This window comes from Paraglaciecola sp. IT1134, from assembly GCF_058068185.1.
In genome coordinates this window covers 4471978-4489910 of record NZ_CM176486.1, presented here as the reverse complement: position 1 = coordinate 4489910, position 17933 = coordinate 4471978, and the positions used below count along the sequence as shown (strand labels likewise).

Here is a 17933-nt window from a genome sequence, read left to right as displayed (position 1 = left end):
GTTATGGTGAGGCCGGGCCTACAGGTTGTTTATCAGTCAGCATATATTTAATTAAGACCGGGTATAATTGTTCCATGCCGGTGTTTTTGGGCAATACATCATTGGCGCCAGATGCCCAATAATTTTGGGTGTCAGCGGCGCTAACATTGGCAGTTTGAAATACTATGGGCACTGCACATCCTGCTTTGTGCAAATGTTTGGTCGCCGACATGCCGTCGATAAACGGCCTATGCAGGGCTATCAGAATAAGCTCTGGTCGAAATTTTTGGGTGATCATTCACCGGGTTTTGACTGTTTTAAACCAGCCAAACCTCAGGCTGAGTTTGATACCAATCGGCGTAAATAATGAACACTTAACGATAATTTAACATGGCATAGTGCTCGGTATTCGAGCAAAGCGCTTGAATGAAGTAATAGTGCAACGCGGTTACCAATGCTCTTTCGGGGTCGAGCAATGCAGATCAAACCCTTTTTAAAATTCTAACATCCGTTAAGGACCCAAATGGATTGCACCATCAGATCTCACGTTGCGTTATGGCTATTTGAGAGGAGCTCGCCTTAACAGCGCAACATCGTGTTCCTATCCAATAGGGCAGAGCAACAGTGATAAGCAATGAAATTAATGGTTATCACATAGGTGTTGTATACCCTTCATCCTTGAAACTGCCTGTTTGTTGGCTGCGCTCATTCGCCCAAATTACTTAGCAGACTAAGCTCACTGGATCTCATTCATTTGCCACCGCCATGCAATTCCAATGATTTTGAGTATAGGCAGGGCCGCTTAGTATTTTTGGCATTCAAGACAATTTGTTTTTAAAATCTTCATATTCAAACTTACGTACCAGTTCGAAGCTATTGTCTTTGTGTAATATGCCTATTGATGGATGTTCTACACCGTTAAAAAAGCTGGTTTTAACCATAGTGTAGTGGATCATATCTTCAAAAATAATCCGTTCTCCAATCTGTAATTTATGATCGAAACTATATAAATCGATGGCATCTCCAGCGAGACAAGAGTTACCACCAAAACGGTAGGTATAGGCTTTTTCACCCGTTTTACCCGCACCGCGCACTTCGGGGCGATAGGGCATTTCCAGTACATCGGGCATATGGGCCGTGGCGGAAATATCCAAAATGGCGATAGTGTCGCGGTTTTCAACCACGTCTACGACTTCACAGACCAAGGTGCCGGTTTGCCAGGCGACGGCTGAACCAGGCTCTAAAATGACATTTAAATGGGGATGACGCGCTTTGAAACCTTTTAACACTGTGATCAGGTGGGAGACATCGTAACCCTCTTTGGTCATCAAGTGACCACCGCCAAAGTTGATCCATTTGAGCTGGGGTAACCAAGCCGCAAATTTTTGCTCCACCGCTTTTATGGTGCGTTCTGTGGCGTAGGAGTCGCATTCACACAGGTTGTGAATATGAAAGCCGTCTATGCCAGATAAATCTGCACTAATCAAGTCTTGGGCTTTTATCCCCAGACGTGAGCCCGGAGCGCTGGGGTCGTATAACTCAGTGTCTGTTTCCCGGTGCTCAGGATTAACTCGCAAGCCAGGAGAGACACCTGCTGCCACAATTTGCGATTTATAACGTTGCCATTGCCCCAAGCTATTGAACGAAATGTGATTGACCAGCTCTACCAGTTGGTCGATGTCTGCCGGTTTAAAGGCGGGAGAATAAGCATGCACTTGTTTACCTATTTGTTCTTTACCTAATCTTGCTTCCCATACTGCACTGGCGGTAGAGCCTTGTAAGTATTTGCTAACCAAAGCAAAAGTTGACCACATGGAAAAACCTTTGAGCGCGAGGATAATTTCCACACCCGTTTGCTGTTGCACATGCTGCATGAGCTGCAAATTGGCCTCGAGTTTAGCTTCTTCACATACATAACACGGGGAAGGTATGGCTGGGTTTAATAAAGGATCTGGCACCGGTGACTCCGTTCAAAATAGGCGGGTACGGCATGGCCGAGCCCGCTAAAAAAGCTAAGGTAAACTTAACGGCTAAAGGGACTTTTGTCACACTCAAGCACATGCCAAGGCAAACCATGTTGGTTTAACATGTCCATGAAAGGGTCAGGATCGAATTGTTCCATATTCCACACACCGGGTTTTTTCCAGGTACCGTCCAACATCAAGGCGGCGCCTATCATAGCTGGCACACCAGTAGTGTAGGATACCGCCTGGGCACCCACCTCTTCGAAACAGGCAGCATGCTCGCAATTGTTGTAGATAAATATGGTTTTTTCTTGACCATCTTTGACACCGGTAATATAGGTGCCGATACACGTCATGCCGGTGTAACCGTCAGCGAGCGATCCCGGGTTAGGCAATACTGCCTTTAGGAATTCCAGAGGTACAATTTGCTGACCCTGGAAATCGATGGGAGCGATGCTGGTCATGCCTATGCCTTCTAGCACTTTTAAATGGGTTAAATAGGCGTCACCAAAGGTCATCCAGAAACGTGCACGTTTTAACGTCGGAAAGTGTTTAACAATAGACTCAAGCTCTTCATGGAACATCAGGTAAGAGGCACGCACGCCAATATTTTGATAATCCAAGTCTTCACGTACGCTAAGAGGATCGGTTTCTTTCCATTGGCCGTCTTCATAGAAGCGTCCGCGTTGGGTGATCTCGCGAATATTGATTTCCGGATTGAAGTTAGTGGCAAATGCTTGGCCGTGGTCGCCGCCATTACAATCAACGATATCCAGGTAATGAATTTCATCAAAGTAATGTTTGGCGGCATAGGCGGTGTAGACGTTAGTGACACCGGGATCAAAGCCACTGCCCAATAAGGCCATAAGACCGGCTTTTTCAAATTTTTCTTGATAGGCCCACTGCCAGGAATACTCGAACTTAGCCACATCTTTGGGTTCATAGTTAGCCGTGTCCAGGTAATCCACACCGGTTTCAAGACAAGCGTCCATTATGGCTAAATCTTGATAAGGCAATGCAAGGTTGACGACTAAATCGGGTTTGACCTGATTGATGACTTTTACCACTTCACTGGCATGGTCTGCATCCACGGCAAACACACCTTTCACCCGGTCCAGGCCAACTTCTTGTTGCAAGGCTTCACACTTGGAAACCGTGCGGCTAGCAAGATAAATTTCATCAAACAGTTGTGGCAGGCGAGCACATTTTTTGATGGTCACTGCAGCAACACCACCAGCGCCAATAATTAGCACACGAGACATAAGGAATCCTCATAGTTAACGCAATTGAGTAAAACGCGAATGCTATCACCTAATTTAGCGAAGTAAACAAACAGCGTATAAAAATAGTTGGCAGAAGGGGACTGTGGCTTGATGGGGGACTTTTTGACGTGTTGAAAAAAACAAAAGGCACCTTATTCCATTGCTGACCTAAGGTGCCTTAGTTTGAAGAGCTTTTATTCGCTCGGTAGCGCTTTTTTTATTATCGTTATTATCTTCTCTATATCAGGTGTTCTGGGCACCTGATGTATTAACTAATTGCACATGCCACGCCAATTATCCTGATACTACAATAATTTTTATTTTCTATAATTTTCAGTAGCTTATGATTTTTTATTAATAAGAACTTCCAAGGACACAGGACGTCATGCCTTTGAACAGTGCAAAAGGCACTAAGTTAGTGAGGTAGCGTTGTTGGCGCTGATTTTTCAACCCATGGCGTAAGGTTAATGTTCCGGTGCGTCGGGCTGTTGTTGTCGCATCGCTGTTAGCCAACTGTATTGACCGATGACCGCCATGATCAAAAAACTAAAATATAGGACCGAAGTGGGGTATAAACCTTTTTGCCAATAGATCCCTATCGCCACCACATCCACTACAATCCAGAAACTCCAGTTAAACAGTTTCTTATGAGATAACAACCACTGGGCAACCAAACTGGCGCAGGTGGTAAACGCGTCTGGGTAGGCAAAACTGGCGTCAGTTTGCGTGGCCATATAGGTACCTAATAACGCAGTTCCGGTTATCACCAGTAGGATCAACCCCAGATACTGGCTGACAGAGCCTGGTTGCGGGTGAATATGCCCCTGTTCGTCTTGGGAAGCCGCCCAAATCCGCCAACCATATAGCTGGAACCCGATATAAATGACATGCAGCAGCATGTCAGAATAGAGTTTGACCTCATAAAAAATCCAGCTGTAAATGCTGACTTGGATCAACCCAAAGGCAAAACACCAGATATTGCGTTTAATCAGAAGGTATACACTGATAAATCCCGCCAGCGTGGCTACCCATTCTGCCGGTGTTGCCCCGCCGAATCCTTGTATCCACTGGAACCAGTTCACTGGGGAAATTGTTGAATATAATCTAGGAAGGCCTGACCTTTACCTGCTGTGCCGCCTATTACATAAATTGTGTCACCCAACAAGGTGGCAGTGTTCTGGCTGCTTGGCCTATAACCTATGTTGGTTCGTTGCCATTTCTCCCGACTATAATCATAGGTATAGGTTAAATCCAATTCATCATCACTGCCAAATACCAGCAGTTTTTGACCAAAAAGCGCCAATGAGTGTGCTGCCAGAGGTTGCGGGGGGCGAGTTAAGGTTTGCCAGCGATTACGGCCGGGAGTGTACTGTTCAAATACCGCCATGGGTGTTAAATATCTGTAACCCCCGAGCGCGTAAATCATGCCATCTTTGGCAAACACACTGGTTACTTTAGCGGTTGGCATGTCGGCTATTGGTAACCATTTTTGACTGGCAATATGGTAACTTGTGGCCAACGTGCTGGGGATGAGTTCATAACCGGTAAGGGCTGAGTATTCGCTGCCACCGAACAGGTAAATTCGTCCGTCAAGGTATACCGCACTGCTGTCGCGTCTAGGCACCGGAACCGGCGTGGCAAAGGTGACTTGGTGCGTGCGGGTATCGAATATTTCTACTCGGGGCTCTAGTGTCACGCTATCCTCAATAAGACTGATACCGCCTACCAGGTAGATAGAGTGTTGACCGTCCCACACTGCCGAGAAATATCTGCGCGGCAGCACTTTGTCAGTAAGAACCTCGATTTTACCCGTTTGGGGATCGATGATTTCAACATCCGTCAAAAATCCTTTTTTACCGTAGCCAGCAAATACATAAAGTTTCTGTCCGTCACTGGCAGTAGCATGGCTGAAACGTGCGGTATTAAGGGTTAAGGTCTGGGCATTTTTGGTTGTCGTCGACGGACCTGTTTCCGCCTTACTTTCTTCGGGAGTTTTACTGCTAGATACATGGCTGGCACAGCCCCCAAGACCAAGCACGGTAAATATAACAAGAACAAATAGATACTTAGCTGTTGAATGTTTAGGCATAGTCGGCTTTATGAGTTAATTAACGGCGAAATATACCACTGACGCTGGCAAATGTAATGGCGCGATTGCCGGTCTCGCCACTGCGATGCCAAAAGGGCACAAGCAACCTGTTACCCCTGAGTATCAAAAATAGTTGACTAACTTCAGTAACGGCAAAACCCAGTTATGCCCGGTGACGGTTTACTCGGCTAATGGCATGGCATTCAGGACGTTTTTTTCTATACTAAAAAGTCCATTATTTACAAACCGCTACACTAGCAGAGGGAAAAATGAATATTTTTAGATATCTGTGTTGCTGTATAGCTGTAACATTACTTTTGGCCTGTGTCTCATCTGACTCAGCGTTTAATGACCGTAAACAGATGGACAAGACCGATATTGTCAATCGGGCAGGGGCGCCACTTTTTGATGGTATGGGAGAACATACTCACCCTATAACCACCGATGATCCCGCAGCCCAGTGGTATTTTAATCAGGGACTGGTGTTGGCCTTTGGTTTTAATCATGCCGAGGCCATCCGCTCCTTTGTCGCGGCCCAAAAACTCGACCCGGATTGCGCAATGTGTTTTTGGGGGGAAGCACTTGCCACCGGGCCGAATATTAACGTGACCAGTAACGGCAAAGCCGTCATGTCTGATCAAGAGCGGGTTGCGGCCTATGCCGCGTTGCAAAAAGCCCTAAAACTCAAAAATAACGCTTCGATTGAGGAACAAGCCTACATAGATGCCCTGGCTGCGCGTTACAATGGGGATCCCGACACTGAGCGACTGCCCTTAGATATTGCCTATGCAGATGCCATGCGCCAACTTGCCCATAACTATCCCCAAGACGATGACGCCGCCGCACTATTTGCTGAAGCCTTAATGAATACCATGCCCTGGGACTATTGGCTGGATGCGCGGCAACCTAAGCCGGCCACAGTTGAAGTGATTAACACCCTTGAAAGTGTCATGCAGCATCAGCCACAACATCCGCTGGCTTTACATCTTTATATCCACGCGGTAGAGGCTTCCAATGCGCCCGAGCGAGCTGAAGTGGCGGCAGATACCTTGGCCAACCTCGTGCCAGGATCAGGCCATTTGGTGCATATGCCAGCTCATATATATTGGCGAGTCGGTCGTTATCACGATGCCGCACAGGCGAATGTGCAGGCGGCGGCGGTAGACGAAAAATATATTGCCCAGTGTAATGCCCAGGGTTTTTACCCTGCTTTGTATTACCCCCACAATATCCACTTTTTGTGGGCGGCCTCAAGTATGATGGGTAACAGCAAGGTGGCCATCGAAGCCGCCCGTAAAGTCGCAGCCAATGTCAGGTTGGAAATGATCGAACAATTTCCTACTGTGGAGTTTTTCAAGACTATTCCGATACTGGCGTTAACTCAATTTGCACACTGGGACGAAATTTTGGCTGAGCCTATGCCTGCCCCTAGGCTGGCGTACTCCAACGCTATTCAGCATTATGCCCGGGGTGTAGCTTATGTACGTACAGGTAATGTAAGCGCCGCCCAGTCTGAACTTGATGACCTACAACCCTTGCTGGATTCCCAGATAATTCACACTCTGGATGGCTCTGATTATCCGGCCAGTGTGTTATTGGCCATTGCTGACAATTTACTCAGGGGGGAGATCGCTCTGGCACAAGGCAATCATGTTGCCGGGGTTAATTATTTCTCCGACGCTGTAGTGGCTCAAGATACCTTACCCTATATGGAGCCACCATTTTGGTATTATCCGACCCGGCAGTCACTGGGTATCGCGCTGATGCAATCTGGTGATTATGCTGAGGCCGAGCAGGTTTACCGCAAGGATCTGCAGGCTTATCCCAAAAATGGTTGGTCGATGTTTGGTTTAGTTCAAAGCCTGGAGGCACAGGGAAAACAACAAGACGCAGCGCAAGTGCGTGAAAAATTTACCCAAATATGGTCTATGGCTGATGTGCAACTTGACGCTTCACGCATGTGACGCTTCACGCATGTGACGTCTAGTTCTAGACCTAACCTTAAAAAAGGGGCTAGATTAGCGACGCTTAAGTTATTCTTGCTCCTTGCAAGCCGCCTGTATGTAACAGCAAAATTTTTGCCCCTGTGGCAAACGTGCCCTTACTGATGAGGGCCTTGGCGGCATAAAATAATTTACCGCTGTACACAGGTTCAATAGGGATCTGAGTTTGGGTATAAAACTCGGTGCAAAATGCAGTTAATCGCTCTGGACTTTTGGCGTAGCCTCCAAAGTGGTGATCATGATTAATATGCCAGTTATGGTTTGGTTTGGCCCCTGTTGGCAGCAGACCAGTTACCAGGTTTTCCAGATATCCCTGGCCTTTTAACACGGCAATTCCTGTTACCTGGGTGTGGGTGTGCCGGGTTGCGTGTATCAAGCCAGCCAGGGTGCCACCACTGGCCACAGGAGCGAGAATATGATCATAGCTCTGGCCCAACTCAGCAATGATCTCCATCACTCCCTCAAGGGCTGAACGCTGGGACCCCCCCTCAGGAATAATCATCGCACCAGGGTGGATAAGCTGTAAATGGGCCAAATAGTCTGCTTGGTCTCGTCGTCTATAGGTCTGGCGGTCGACATAGTGCACCTGGGTCTGCCAGCGACTCAAGTCCGCCAACATAGGAGTGAGGTGGGCGGAGTAATCCCCACGCACAATAGCCGTCAGCTGGATATCGAGTCGGGAGCAGGCATGACCTAAGGCGTGCAGGTGATTGGAAAAACCACCTCCGAAGCTCACGATATGGGTTGTATGGTTTTGTTTGGCTGCCAGTAAGGCATGTTTGAGCTTGCGCCATTTATTGCCGGATATTATAGGGTGCAGTAAATCATCTCGTTTGAGCCAAATTTGCTGATTTTCACTGTTTGGCCAGTCAACCTGCAGCCTCTGTTCCGTAGACGGACTGGATATTTCTAGTGAGTTTATAATTGCGTCGAGGTGTTCGCTCATGCTGGTGTGGATGCCTAAAATTGTGAATCAGCGGTACTGATAATCGTCTTAAGTTATGCCAGTTCTGTGGACAGTACGACCTGATTCCGACCGTTGTCTTTAGCCTGATACAGCGCTTTGTCAGCAGCTTCTATCAGGCGATTGGAATTCATTTGTGGGGTGGGCAGCACACTGGCTATACCTATGCTCACCGTAACATTAAAGGTTTTGTCATCGTAGTTAAAGGGGCAGTCAGCTATGCTTTGCCTGATGTTTTCTGCGATTTCCATGGCTTGCTGGTTATCACTGGCATCGAGCAATATTGCAAATTCTTCACCGCCAAAACGGGCCACCAAATCATTTTTGCGTTTTACCGATGCACTGATTAACTGGGCAATGTGGCGCAAACAGGTATCGCCCACCAAATGACCATAACTATCGTTAATCAGTTTGAAGTGATCGACATCGATCAGTAACAATGTTTGACGGATAGAGTGCCTTACTCCGGTATTCCACTGATATTCAAACTGGGTATTAAAATAGCCCCGGTTGTAAATATGGGTAAGGGCATCCATTTTATTGAGCTTTTCCAGTTCATTTTTCTGGCTATCCAATTGGGCTTCAATTTCAAAAGAGCGAATATATTCCCGGTGTGAGCGAATACCTATTGCCGCGATATAACAGCCAAATACCAATATCATTAAACTAAATGCTAATTTGTCTGCAATGATTAAACCAGTGACAATTGAAGGCGCTAGCAGCACTACCAAGTTGAATATGGCAAATTTTATACGTGGAATAAGTGATATCAAAGCGCCACTGACCACGCCGCCCATGGCTAGCATGGTGACATGATTTATGGGGATAAATCGCGGATCATAAATACCGTAAGTAAAAACGCTGCTAAGCACAGCCGCATGGCTTAGTGACAGGATTGCAAAAAGCCAGAACCACAACTTTACTGAATAGTCGTACAATTGAACGGTGAAAATTTTGTGCATAATACGCAAAATACTGATCAACAACATGGCGCCGGCAAAATACAAGCTCAGCACAGGCTGTAGCAGATGGAAATCGAAAGGCCAAAAAACCACGGGAAGCAGCAAGGCATACACCAATACACCGGTCATTGAGCGCCGAAGCACATCCATATCGATTCGTCGTTGAATAGCAGTAACAGGGTTAATTTAACGACTCCTTAAACCGATCGGGGTTAACCTAATCTTGTCATTAAAACATGCTCTGAATAATTTTAAAATCAATTCTATACGCTGGGCAAAACACCTTTTTAAGCTTCCTTGAGGCTGGCTAAACACCATTTTGATGTTAGGTAAGCATAAAACCGACCATGCCCAAAACAAAACCTAACACCGCCCCCATAGGCGGAAACCAATGTTTTTCCAATTTCACTTGAGGGGCGATATCCTGAAAAATTGAATATAAAATTCCTCCGGAGGCAAACAGCATGATCGCGGACACATAGTGAGGAAAATCAGCCAGCCAAATATAACCGGACACCCCGGCTATCGGCCCAAGCAGAGCCAGAAAACTGAAAATCAGCAATAATTTTGCGGCACTAAAGCTCCCAGACGAATTCAGTTCGCTAAACGCATTGAATCCTTCAGGTAAATTTTGTAAGGCTATCAGGGCCGCCAATAAATAAGCATTGTTATTACCAGACGCAAAGGCCGCGCCTAACGCAATAGATTCAGGAATGAAATCCCCCAACATGGCAGCCAGCTGACTGGCAGGGGTATTAATCTTTTTTAATAAAATGTCCAGGGACATAAAACCAAGACTGCCAGCAATAAAAAACACGACTGCGGGTAATACTGAGAGATTACGAATGCCTTCAGGAACCAAAACCAAGGCTATGGCAGACAGTAGGGCACCCCCGCCAAACGCCATAATTCCATGCCTGAATTCCTGCTCAATCCATGCGGATTGAAAGTGTTCAAAGCGCGCAATAACTCCCCCCACTGGGATGGCTAAGCCCGCTATTAACGTTGAGATGATGACCAATACTAAGCTGTCCATAGTGCTCCTGACGCGTTGCGTTTATACCTGAATTGGGTAAAAAACATAAAGTTTCGCATAACAAAATCGATTAATAACCTGATGTTATCAAAGAGTTGTTGGCCGTGTGCATACCCTTGGGCATTATCGCTGCTAACGGGTATTTAATGCCATAGAAGCGGTTAGTCAATTGCATTTAAGACGTGCTAAAGTAAGCCTACCTTGTCCATTATTTTTAGCCCGTCATATGACTATTATTCTGATATGTCTGATTATTGCCACCTTGATGCCTATTTTAACAAAAGGGCCATTATCATTGGCAATGAACAAAGAACAAGGTGGTTATGATAATCGCTACCCCAGGGAACAACAAAAACAACTCCGTGGTTTTGGTGCTCGTGCCTTGGCGGCTCATGAGAACTGTTTTGAAGCCCTGATCATGTTTACTCCCGGCGCCTTGGCCGTGATAGCCACTGGCACAACAGGTTATCTGGCACAAAACCTGGCTATGGCATTTATCCTGGCCAGAACCGGGTATTTGCTGGCTTATTGGTTTGATGTACATGCCGTGCGCAGTATTTTTTGGGCAGTAGGCTTTATCTGCTCCTTGTCTCTTATTTGGCTGGCCATCCCTTAGCGTTTTTTTAGTTGCTGTGCTTAAGCGCACGGTGCTGTATCTTAAATCTGTATTGTGATGACCCTTGTGCTGTGGGAGATAATAAATTGAATACCAATAAAGATTCAGTCAGCCAGACCTTGCTACAACACAGCAAGAATGTGAGTGAGCAATTGCTGCAAACCGATACCTATGTGCAGCTAGCGCTGATAGGTTGCATTTATTTATTCGCCTATTGGTTAGCGTTGAAAATTCGCCGTTACTCAACACTTGTTTCCCAAGCACCGGATCCCAATGCTCATCCCTTGCGTAAAATCACCTACCGTGTGGATAAGATGATCTTTCCGCTAATCGCTATTTTATTGCTGAAGTTAAATACCGAATTCAGTCACTATTTTATGGCCAATAACTGGTTGCTCACTGTGGCTTTAACCATAGCGGTCTTGTTGTTTTTCAACTCGGTGATCACTATCTGCGTATCGAACTTGGTGCTCAGAGGCCTATTTAAATGGATGGTGTTGCCACTACTTTTTTTACATATGGTGGGCTGGTTAGTTAGCATTAAAGTGGTCTTACAGGGCTTGAGTTTAACCCTGGGTAATATAGAAATATCGGCCTACGGTCTGGCTCGGGTACTGATATTCGGTTCTTTGCTATTCTGGATTGGCCGAGCATCAAATTCCGTTGGCCAGGATATAATTCGTAAACAGGAATCCCTGGATATTCGCACCCGCGAAGTTTTTGCTAAGTTATTTGAAGTGGCATTGGTGTGTGTTATTGCCTTGTTATTACTCAATGTGATGGGCATTAACCTCACGGCTTTGGCGGTCTTTGGCGGAGCAGTAGGAGTCGGGCTCGGTTTTGGCCTGCAGTCCATCGCTTCAAATTTTATTTCCGGCATTATTATCTTGATCGACCGTTCACTTACAATCGGGGATTATCTGGAGTTGGAGGACGGTAACAAAGGTTTTGTGCGGGATTTCAAGATGCGTTATACCACCTTGGAAACCTATGATGGTAAAGACATCATGGTGCCAAACGATAAGTTTATTTCATCCACTTTTGTTAACTGGTCTCATAAAAACCCCAAACAAAGATATAGAGTGGATTTTTCCGTGGCTTACCACACAGATATTCGCGCAATGGTGGAAATCGTAAAGGAAGTGGTCGGCACCCATTCCCAGGTGTTAAGTGGCGAGCAGTACCCCTTGGAAGAAAGACCGGATTGTGAAATCGACAGCTTTGGTGATTCCGGCGTCAATATGTTTGTGGAGTTCTGGATGGAAGGCATAGACGACGGTCGCAATCGGGTAGGCGGCGACTTAATGTTACTGATCTTTGAAACCTTACGTGAGCATGGTATTCAGATCCCCTTCCCCCAACGGGAAGTACGTTTATTGGATCCAAAATAGTCACGTTGAGTTATGTGAACTGTAAAGGTTTGTCTCGCAAAGTTAAGGCTACAGGGCCCTTTGCTGATTGAAACGCTTGGTTTGATCATAAGGAATAAAATCCGGAATTTCGCCATGGGAGGTTTTAGCTTGCAGCGACAACCAGAATTCCACCGTCATCAGATCACCGTGTAGTTGTTTAAGTTGGGTTTTTAAGTGTTTTTTACCCACAATAAAATGCTCAAACTGCTCCGGGAATACATCGGTGGGTCCGACGGACAGCGTGTCCAATGCATAAGGGTCATCCGATTTGGGAATCGCTCTGAATTCCCGCTGGTGCATATAACAAATCTCGTCATAGTCATAAAATATCACGCGCCCGCCACGGGTAATGCCAAAGTTTTTATGTAACATATCCCCGGGGAATATATTCGCTGCGGCGATTTGTTTGATACATAACCCTAAATCATTTAAGGCATTGTGGATAAGTTGAGGATCAGTTTCTTGTTCTAAATATAGGTTCAGCGGGGTCATTCTGCGTTCAATATACAGATGTTTGATGATCACTTCGTGTGCCGTTAACTCCACACTGCTGGCGCATTGAGCCATTAAATCGGCTAATAAGGACTCGGACAAACGAGTCCGGGGCAAACGAAAATTCATGTATTCGTGGGTATCGGCCATGCGTCCCACACGGTCGGTCATCTTAACCAGACGATAGCAGTCTTTGACATGCTGGCGGGTGATTTTTTTACTTTCCGGAAATTCATCCTTGATGATCTTAAATACCACACCGTAGGAGGGCAGGTGAAACACCGCCATGACCAGACCGCGAATACCCGGGGCCACTGCAAACTGATCCTGACTATTATCCAGATGTTGTAAAAAGTTTCTATAAAATACGGTTTTACCATGTTTATATAAACCCAGGGCAATATAGAGTTCGAAGTTTTTCTTATGAGGCAACAGTTCCTGTAAAAATGCCACGACCTCTGCGGGATGCTGGGTATCGGCCATAAAATAGGCCCGGGCAAAACTGAAGATCACACTCAAATCCTGACGTTCCATCAATAGTGCATCGACCTGTAACTTTTTATCCTCTGTCAGCATTAACGGAATAACAAAAGGTAAAGTCTCCTGTGGCATGCAGATGCGACCAATCAGGTAAGCAGATTTGCTGCGATAAAAAACCGGTTTGAGCATTTCTACTGTATGCACGCTAGCCAACTGTCTAATATTAAGCCGCTCTCGCAAGGCCCTGTCCAAATTGCTCAAGTCACGCTCTTTGTCATCGAAAGACAAGTCAAAGCGATACCGGGCGAAGATGTCCTCGAGCATTTTACGTACCGTACCTGTGGTATCAAAACTGTTGACGACTTTGTATCTATCTTGGCCGGCTAGATAACAGCGACTGGGCAACATAAACATCAACCTGTCGTCTATTTGTTGATGATGGAAAATACGTCCAATAACTGAGTTATAAAAGGTTTCTGCCAATTCATATTGGGGGTGGTCACGTAATAACGTCTGAAACTGGTTTTTAAGGTCAATCCAAAAAGCCGAGTTTTGCTGGTGGGGATAAACAAGTTGATAAATTTCGCTGACCACTTCAGTTAAACTTTGCTCATAAATGCTGATCCGCTCTTTCACAGCCAATTGGGTGGCTTTCCACTTTGCACTCTCGAAACGTTGTTGAGCCCCCTTAGTGATCCGACTAAACCAACGATAACTTTTATCGAAGCCATGGAGGATCAAATAGGCAACTTTTTCCTGGCTTTTGCTTTGGGGATCGGACAATGACTTAACGCTCGTTGAGAATATCGACTGCTATAGATAACAAATTTGCTAAAGTGATTCTAGTGCTGGGTCGTTTGTGCTTAAGTTTTTACCAAAAAATGCCCTTAGGCACAGATAAGCATAACAAATAACAAAAACAAGCGGGTTAGGCGGTTGACATATAGACGTCTATACGGCAAATTGACGGCATGAACAGAGATTCAAATATAATAATAAGCACTATCGGCATGATTATGATTATCACCCATGAGAGGTGATCGCTGGCTGGTGCAAATTGACAGATTACCTAAAGCCCGCCAAACAAAGCGGGCTTTTTTGTTATTAGCGCCGCAGAAAATTAATAGTATTCACCAGTAAGGGGCGACTAACCTTACTGAAATCAGGCTGTAAGAGGAGCGAATAAATGAAGGTGTTGAAGTTTGGCGGTTCGTCATTAGCCGATGCAGAACGTTACTTACGAGTAAAGGATATCTGCATGGCATGTCACCAGGAATGTGGCGCGGCAGTGGTGTTATCTGCCCCCAAAGGGGTGACCAATGCCTTATCGCTATTGTGTGATGAGGCCGCAGCTGGCAAAGATTACGGCGAACTGTTTGCCAAACTCAATATGGTTTTGTTTGGTATTCTGGATGATTTGAAGCTCAACGTAGTAGGATTCGAAGATGCTCAGCTGGCGGGTTTTATTCAACAGACCTTGAGCGATTTAAATCAGTATCTGGAAGGCTTTGCGCTTTTGGGCTGTGCTCCCGAGCCTGTGGTAGCCAAAATTCTCAGTTTGGGCGAATATATAAGTGTGAATATCTTTAGCCAGATTTTGCACACCCTTGGCCAAAAAAATCAGATTATCGATCCGGCAAAACTGATCTTAGCCGAAGGCGATTATCTTGATAGCATTGCCGATGTGGCGGTCAGTAAAGCACGCTTTAGCGAGGTAGACTGCTCCGGCGACGTATTACTCATTATGCCGGGTTTTGTGGCCGTCAACGAAGCCGGTGAGAAAGTCACCCTGGGACGCAACGGTTCCGATTATTCGGCGGCGATACTGGCGGCCTGTATCGATGCCCAGTGTTGTGAAATATGGACAGATGTGGATGGCGTGTATAATGCCGATCCGAATCAGGTTGAGGGGGCAGTGTTGCTGGATAAACTCACTTATCAGGAAGCGATGGAGTTATCGTATTTTGGTGCCAAGGTTTTGCACCCCAAAACCATAGGCCCCATCGCCCAGCATCACATTCCTTGTTTGATCCGTAATACCTTAAATCCTGCTGCACCAGGTACCTTGATCAGTAATGAAGCCAGCACTAAATGGACCAGCGTTAAAGGTATATCACATCTGGACAACATGACCATGTTTAATGTGGCCGGGCCTGGTATGAAGGGCATGGTGGGTATGGCTAGCCGGGTATTTGAGGTGATGTCCAATGCCAATATCTCCATTAGTTTGATTACCCAGTCCTCCTCTGAATACAGTATCAGTTTTTGTATCCGCAGCAAAGATGCCAGCCGCGCTCAGGATCTGCTGGAAGATTCCTTTATGTTAGAATTGGCCAACCAGCTATTGGATCCCATAGAAGTGCGCCACGACTTGGCCATTGTCACCCTGGTCGGTGACGGCATGCGTCAGTCCCAAGGTTTAGCTGCTAAATTCTTTAGTTCCCTGGCTCAGGCTAGGGTAAACAATGTCGCCATCGCCCAGGGGTCATCCGAGCGCTCAATTTCTACAGTTATCGACAGCAGTAAGGCCAAAAAAGCAGTGAAAATTGTACATCAGAATTTTTTCTCAAACTTGCATAGTATCGATGTATTTCTGGTCGGATGCGGCACGGTAGGCAAGGAGCTCATCGCTCAAATAGCTCGCCAACAAGCCGCTTTGTTAGGACGTAACATAAGCCTTAATGTATACGGCATAGCGAACAGCAAAAAGTTGTTACTCAAGGCCGGCGGTATCGATTTGGAAAACGACTGGTATGACAAATTGGGCCAAAGTGAGCAGAGCTTCTCAGTAGATAATTTGCAGACTTTTGTACATGCTAACAGCCTGATCAACCCAGTAGTAATAGACTGCACCAGCAGCGAGATCATCGCTAAGCAGTATGTAGACATGATGACAGCAGGTTTCCATGTTGTGACCCCCAATAAAAAAGCCAACACAGCAGATTATGGCTACTATCAAAAGTTGCGTGAGACAGCTCAGGAAACCAATCGCCAATTTCTGTATGAGACCACAGTTGGCGCAGGTTTACCCGTGATCGACAACTTACAAAAATTGATATACGCTGGCGACGAATTGCTCAGGTTTGAGGGGATTTTGTCTGGCTCATTATCCTTTGTATTTGGCAAGTTAGACGAAGGTTTGACCTTGTCCGAAGCGACAGAAATAGCCAAAAAAAGTAGTTTCACCGAACCTGATCCCCGGGACGACTTAAGCGGTATGGATGTAGCACGCAAATTGTTGATCATGGCCAGGGAAGCAGATTTAACCCTAGAACTTGACGACATTCAGATTGAGCCGGTGTTACCCCATTATTTTGATGACAGTGGCAGCGTAGATGAATTTATGGCCAGGTTGCCACAGCTCGATGCTTATTATGCAGATAAGGTTAAAGCGGCGCAGCAAGAGGGTAAGGTATTGCGTTACGTGGGTTCGATTAGTAAAGGCAAATGTGTCGTGTCAATTCAAGCTGTGGGTGACGATCATCCTTTGTATGTTATCAAAGAAGGCGAAAATGCGCTGGCAATTCACAGTAACTATTATCAGCCCATTCCTTTTGTTATAAGAGGTTACGGAGCTGGGGCAGCGGTGACAGCAGCGGGTGTGTTTGCCGATGTATTGAGAACCATGCCATGGAAGCAAGGCGTGTGAATAGCCAGTACAGTGATATGACTGGAAAAATACTCAGTGCTTATGCACCGGCGTCCATCGGCAATGTCAGCTTGGGATTTGATTTACTCGGTGCGGCGCTTAAACCCATAGACGGCAGTTTGCTCGGTGATCGAGTTGATCTCCAGTTGGCAGCCAATTTTAGCCTTGAGGTTAAGGGCGCCTATGCCCATAAATTGCCCCCGCAGCATGACAGCAATATCGTTACCCAGTGTTACCGGCATTTTCACCAGCGTCTGGCCGATAAAACGTCTGATTTACCTGATGTTAAGATGGTTTTGCACAAGGAGTTACCCATAGGCAGTGGCTTGGGTTCAAGTGCCAGCTCTATCGTTGCTGCCTTACATGGTCTGAACGAATTTTATGCCAAGGTCCTGGGTTATCAACCTTTTAGTCCCCATGAGTTGTTGCTGATGATGGGAGAGCTGGAAGGTCAGATAAGTGGCAGTGTGCATTTTGACAATGTCGCCCCCTGTTTTTTAGGTGGTCTGACCCTTATGGCAGAACAAGCTGATACGCTTGCCCTGCAATTACCAACATTCAAACATTGGTATTGGGTGATTTGTTATTCGGGTATCAGTGTATCTACTGCAGCGGCCCGTGAAATCTTGCCTAAGCAAATTCCTATGGCGACCGGCATCACATTTGGCCGTCAACTAGCGGTTTTTGTGCATGCGTTATATCACCAAGACGAAAAACTGGCGGCGAGCATGATGACCGATGTCATGGCAGAGCCCTACCGGAGATCACTGTTACCTTATTTCGATGAGTCCCGGGATTTTTCCCAACAAAACGGCGCATTGGCTTTTGGTATCTCCGGCTCAGGGCCGACCGTCTTTGCTGTGTGTAATGAGCTAAATCAGGCCCGGACCATCGATAAATGGTTGAACGAGCACTATATTCAAAATGATTCCGGATTCAGTCACATCTGCCAGCTCGACGAGCAAGGTGCAGTGGTCAGTAAAACGGATGTTTAAGACTAAAAACGGGCTTCTTTGTCGAAGCCA

General features: G+C 46.1%; 14 protein-coding genes. 5 read left to right on the top strand and 9 right to left on the bottom strand.

Features of this window, described 5'->3' with window-relative positions; genetic code table 11:
• Nucleotide 1: 1 nt before the first annotated feature.
• The 5 genes from AC3RV5_RS19550 to AC3RV5_RS19530 form a co-directional block, all read right to left on the bottom strand.
• Nucleotides 2-277, bottom strand: coding sequence for a response regulator (locus AC3RV5_RS19550; RefSeq protein WP_489729244.1), 276 nt, complete (start codon nt 275-277; stop codon nt 2-4).
• Nucleotides 278-797: 520 nt separating this feature from the next.
• Nucleotides 798-1937 carry a carboxynorspermidine decarboxylase gene (nspC, locus tag AC3RV5_RS19545; RefSeq protein ID WP_489729243.1) on the bottom strand — a complete coding sequence of 380 codons (1140 nt, stop codon included), beginning with the start codon at nt 1935-1937 and terminating at the stop codon, nt 798-800.
• Between the two features lie 65 nt (nt 1938-2002).
• On the bottom strand, nt 2003-3205 hold the full coding sequence (locus AC3RV5_RS19540) for a saccharopine dehydrogenase family protein (protein ID WP_489729242.1): 1203 nt from the start codon (nt 3203-3205) through the stop codon (nt 2003-2005).
• Nucleotides 3206-3669: 464 nt separating this feature from the next.
• On the bottom strand, nt 3670-4287 hold the full coding sequence (gene pnuC / locus AC3RV5_RS19535) for a nicotinamide riboside transporter PnuC (RefSeq protein ID WP_489729241.1): 618 nt from the start codon (nt 4285-4287) through the stop codon (nt 3670-3672).
• Entirely contained in the window at nt 4284-5294 is a 1011-nt protein-coding gene (locus AC3RV5_RS19530; RefSeq protein WP_489729240.1) for a Kelch repeat-containing protein, read from the bottom strand. Before AC3RV5_RS19530 ends, pnuC begins: the two co-directional genes overlap by 4 nt.
• Nucleotides 5295-5563: 269 nt before the next feature.
• On the opposite strand from AC3RV5_RS19530, the gene AC3RV5_RS19525 reads away from it, so the two are divergent.
• On the top strand, nt 5564-7258 hold the full coding sequence (locus AC3RV5_RS19525) for a tetratricopeptide repeat protein (protein WP_489729239.1): 1695 nt from the start codon (nt 5564-5566) through the stop codon (nt 7256-7258).
• A gap of 64 nt (nt 7259-7322) precedes the next feature.
• Here AC3RV5_RS19525 and AC3RV5_RS19520 read toward each other — a convergent pair whose 3' ends face one another.
• From AC3RV5_RS19520 to AC3RV5_RS19510, 3 genes are all read right to left on the bottom strand, one after another.
• Nucleotides 7323-8243, bottom strand: a complete 921-nt coding sequence (locus AC3RV5_RS19520) for a 1-aminocyclopropane-1-carboxylate deaminase/D-cysteine desulfhydrase (RefSeq protein WP_489729238.1) — start codon at nt 8241-8243, stop codon at nt 7323-7325.
• A 53-nt stretch (nt 8244-8296) separates the two neighbouring features.
• A complete protein-coding gene (locus AC3RV5_RS19515; RefSeq protein ID WP_489729237.1) occupies nt 8297-9373 on the bottom strand; it encodes a GGDEF domain-containing protein in 1077 nt (358 codons plus the stop codon).
• A 175-nt stretch (nt 9374-9548) separates the two neighbouring features.
• Nucleotides 9549-10259 (bottom strand): ZIP family metal transporter, encoded by a 711-nt coding sequence (locus AC3RV5_RS19510; protein WP_489729236.1) that lies wholly within the window; start codon nt 10257-10259, stop codon nt 9549-9551.
• Between the two features lie 226 nt (nt 10260-10485).
• Here AC3RV5_RS19510 and AC3RV5_RS19505 point away from each other — a divergent pair, with 226 nt between their 5' ends.
• Both AC3RV5_RS19505 and AC3RV5_RS19500 read left to right on the top strand, forming a co-directional pair.
• Nucleotides 10486-10875, top strand: a complete 390-nt coding sequence (locus AC3RV5_RS19505) for an MAPEG family protein (RefSeq protein WP_489729235.1) — start codon at nt 10486-10488, stop codon at nt 10873-10875.
• A 119-nt stretch (nt 10876-10994) separates the two neighbouring features.
• Nucleotides 10995-12266: a mechanosensitive ion channel family protein gene (locus AC3RV5_RS19500; RefSeq protein WP_489732216.1), complete on the top strand. Its 1272-nt coding sequence runs from the start codon at nt 10995-10997 to the stop codon at nt 12264-12266.
• Nucleotides 12267-12314: 48 nt separating this feature from the next.
• Here the strand turns inward: AC3RV5_RS19500 and aceK are convergent, their stop codons facing one another.
• Nucleotides 12315-14042 carry a bifunctional isocitrate dehydrogenase kinase/phosphatase gene (aceK, locus tag AC3RV5_RS19495; RefSeq protein ID WP_489729234.1) on the bottom strand — a complete coding sequence of 576 codons (1728 nt, stop codon included), beginning with the start codon at nt 14040-14042 and terminating at the stop codon, nt 12315-12317.
• A gap of 403 nt (nt 14043-14445) precedes the next feature.
• Here aceK and thrA point away from each other — a divergent pair, with 403 nt between their 5' ends.
• Entirely contained in the window at nt 14446-16908 is a 2463-nt protein-coding gene (gene thrA / locus AC3RV5_RS19490; protein ID WP_489729233.1) for a bifunctional aspartate kinase/homoserine dehydrogenase I, read from the top strand.
• A 17-nt stretch (nt 16909-16925) separates the two neighbouring features.
• The gene (gene thrB / locus AC3RV5_RS19485; RefSeq protein ID WP_489729232.1) at nt 16926-17903 is read left to right on the top strand and encodes a homoserine kinase; all 978 of its coding nucleotides are present in this window, start codon (nt 16926-16928) and stop codon (nt 17901-17903) included.
• Nucleotides 17904-17933 lie beyond the last annotated feature (30 nt).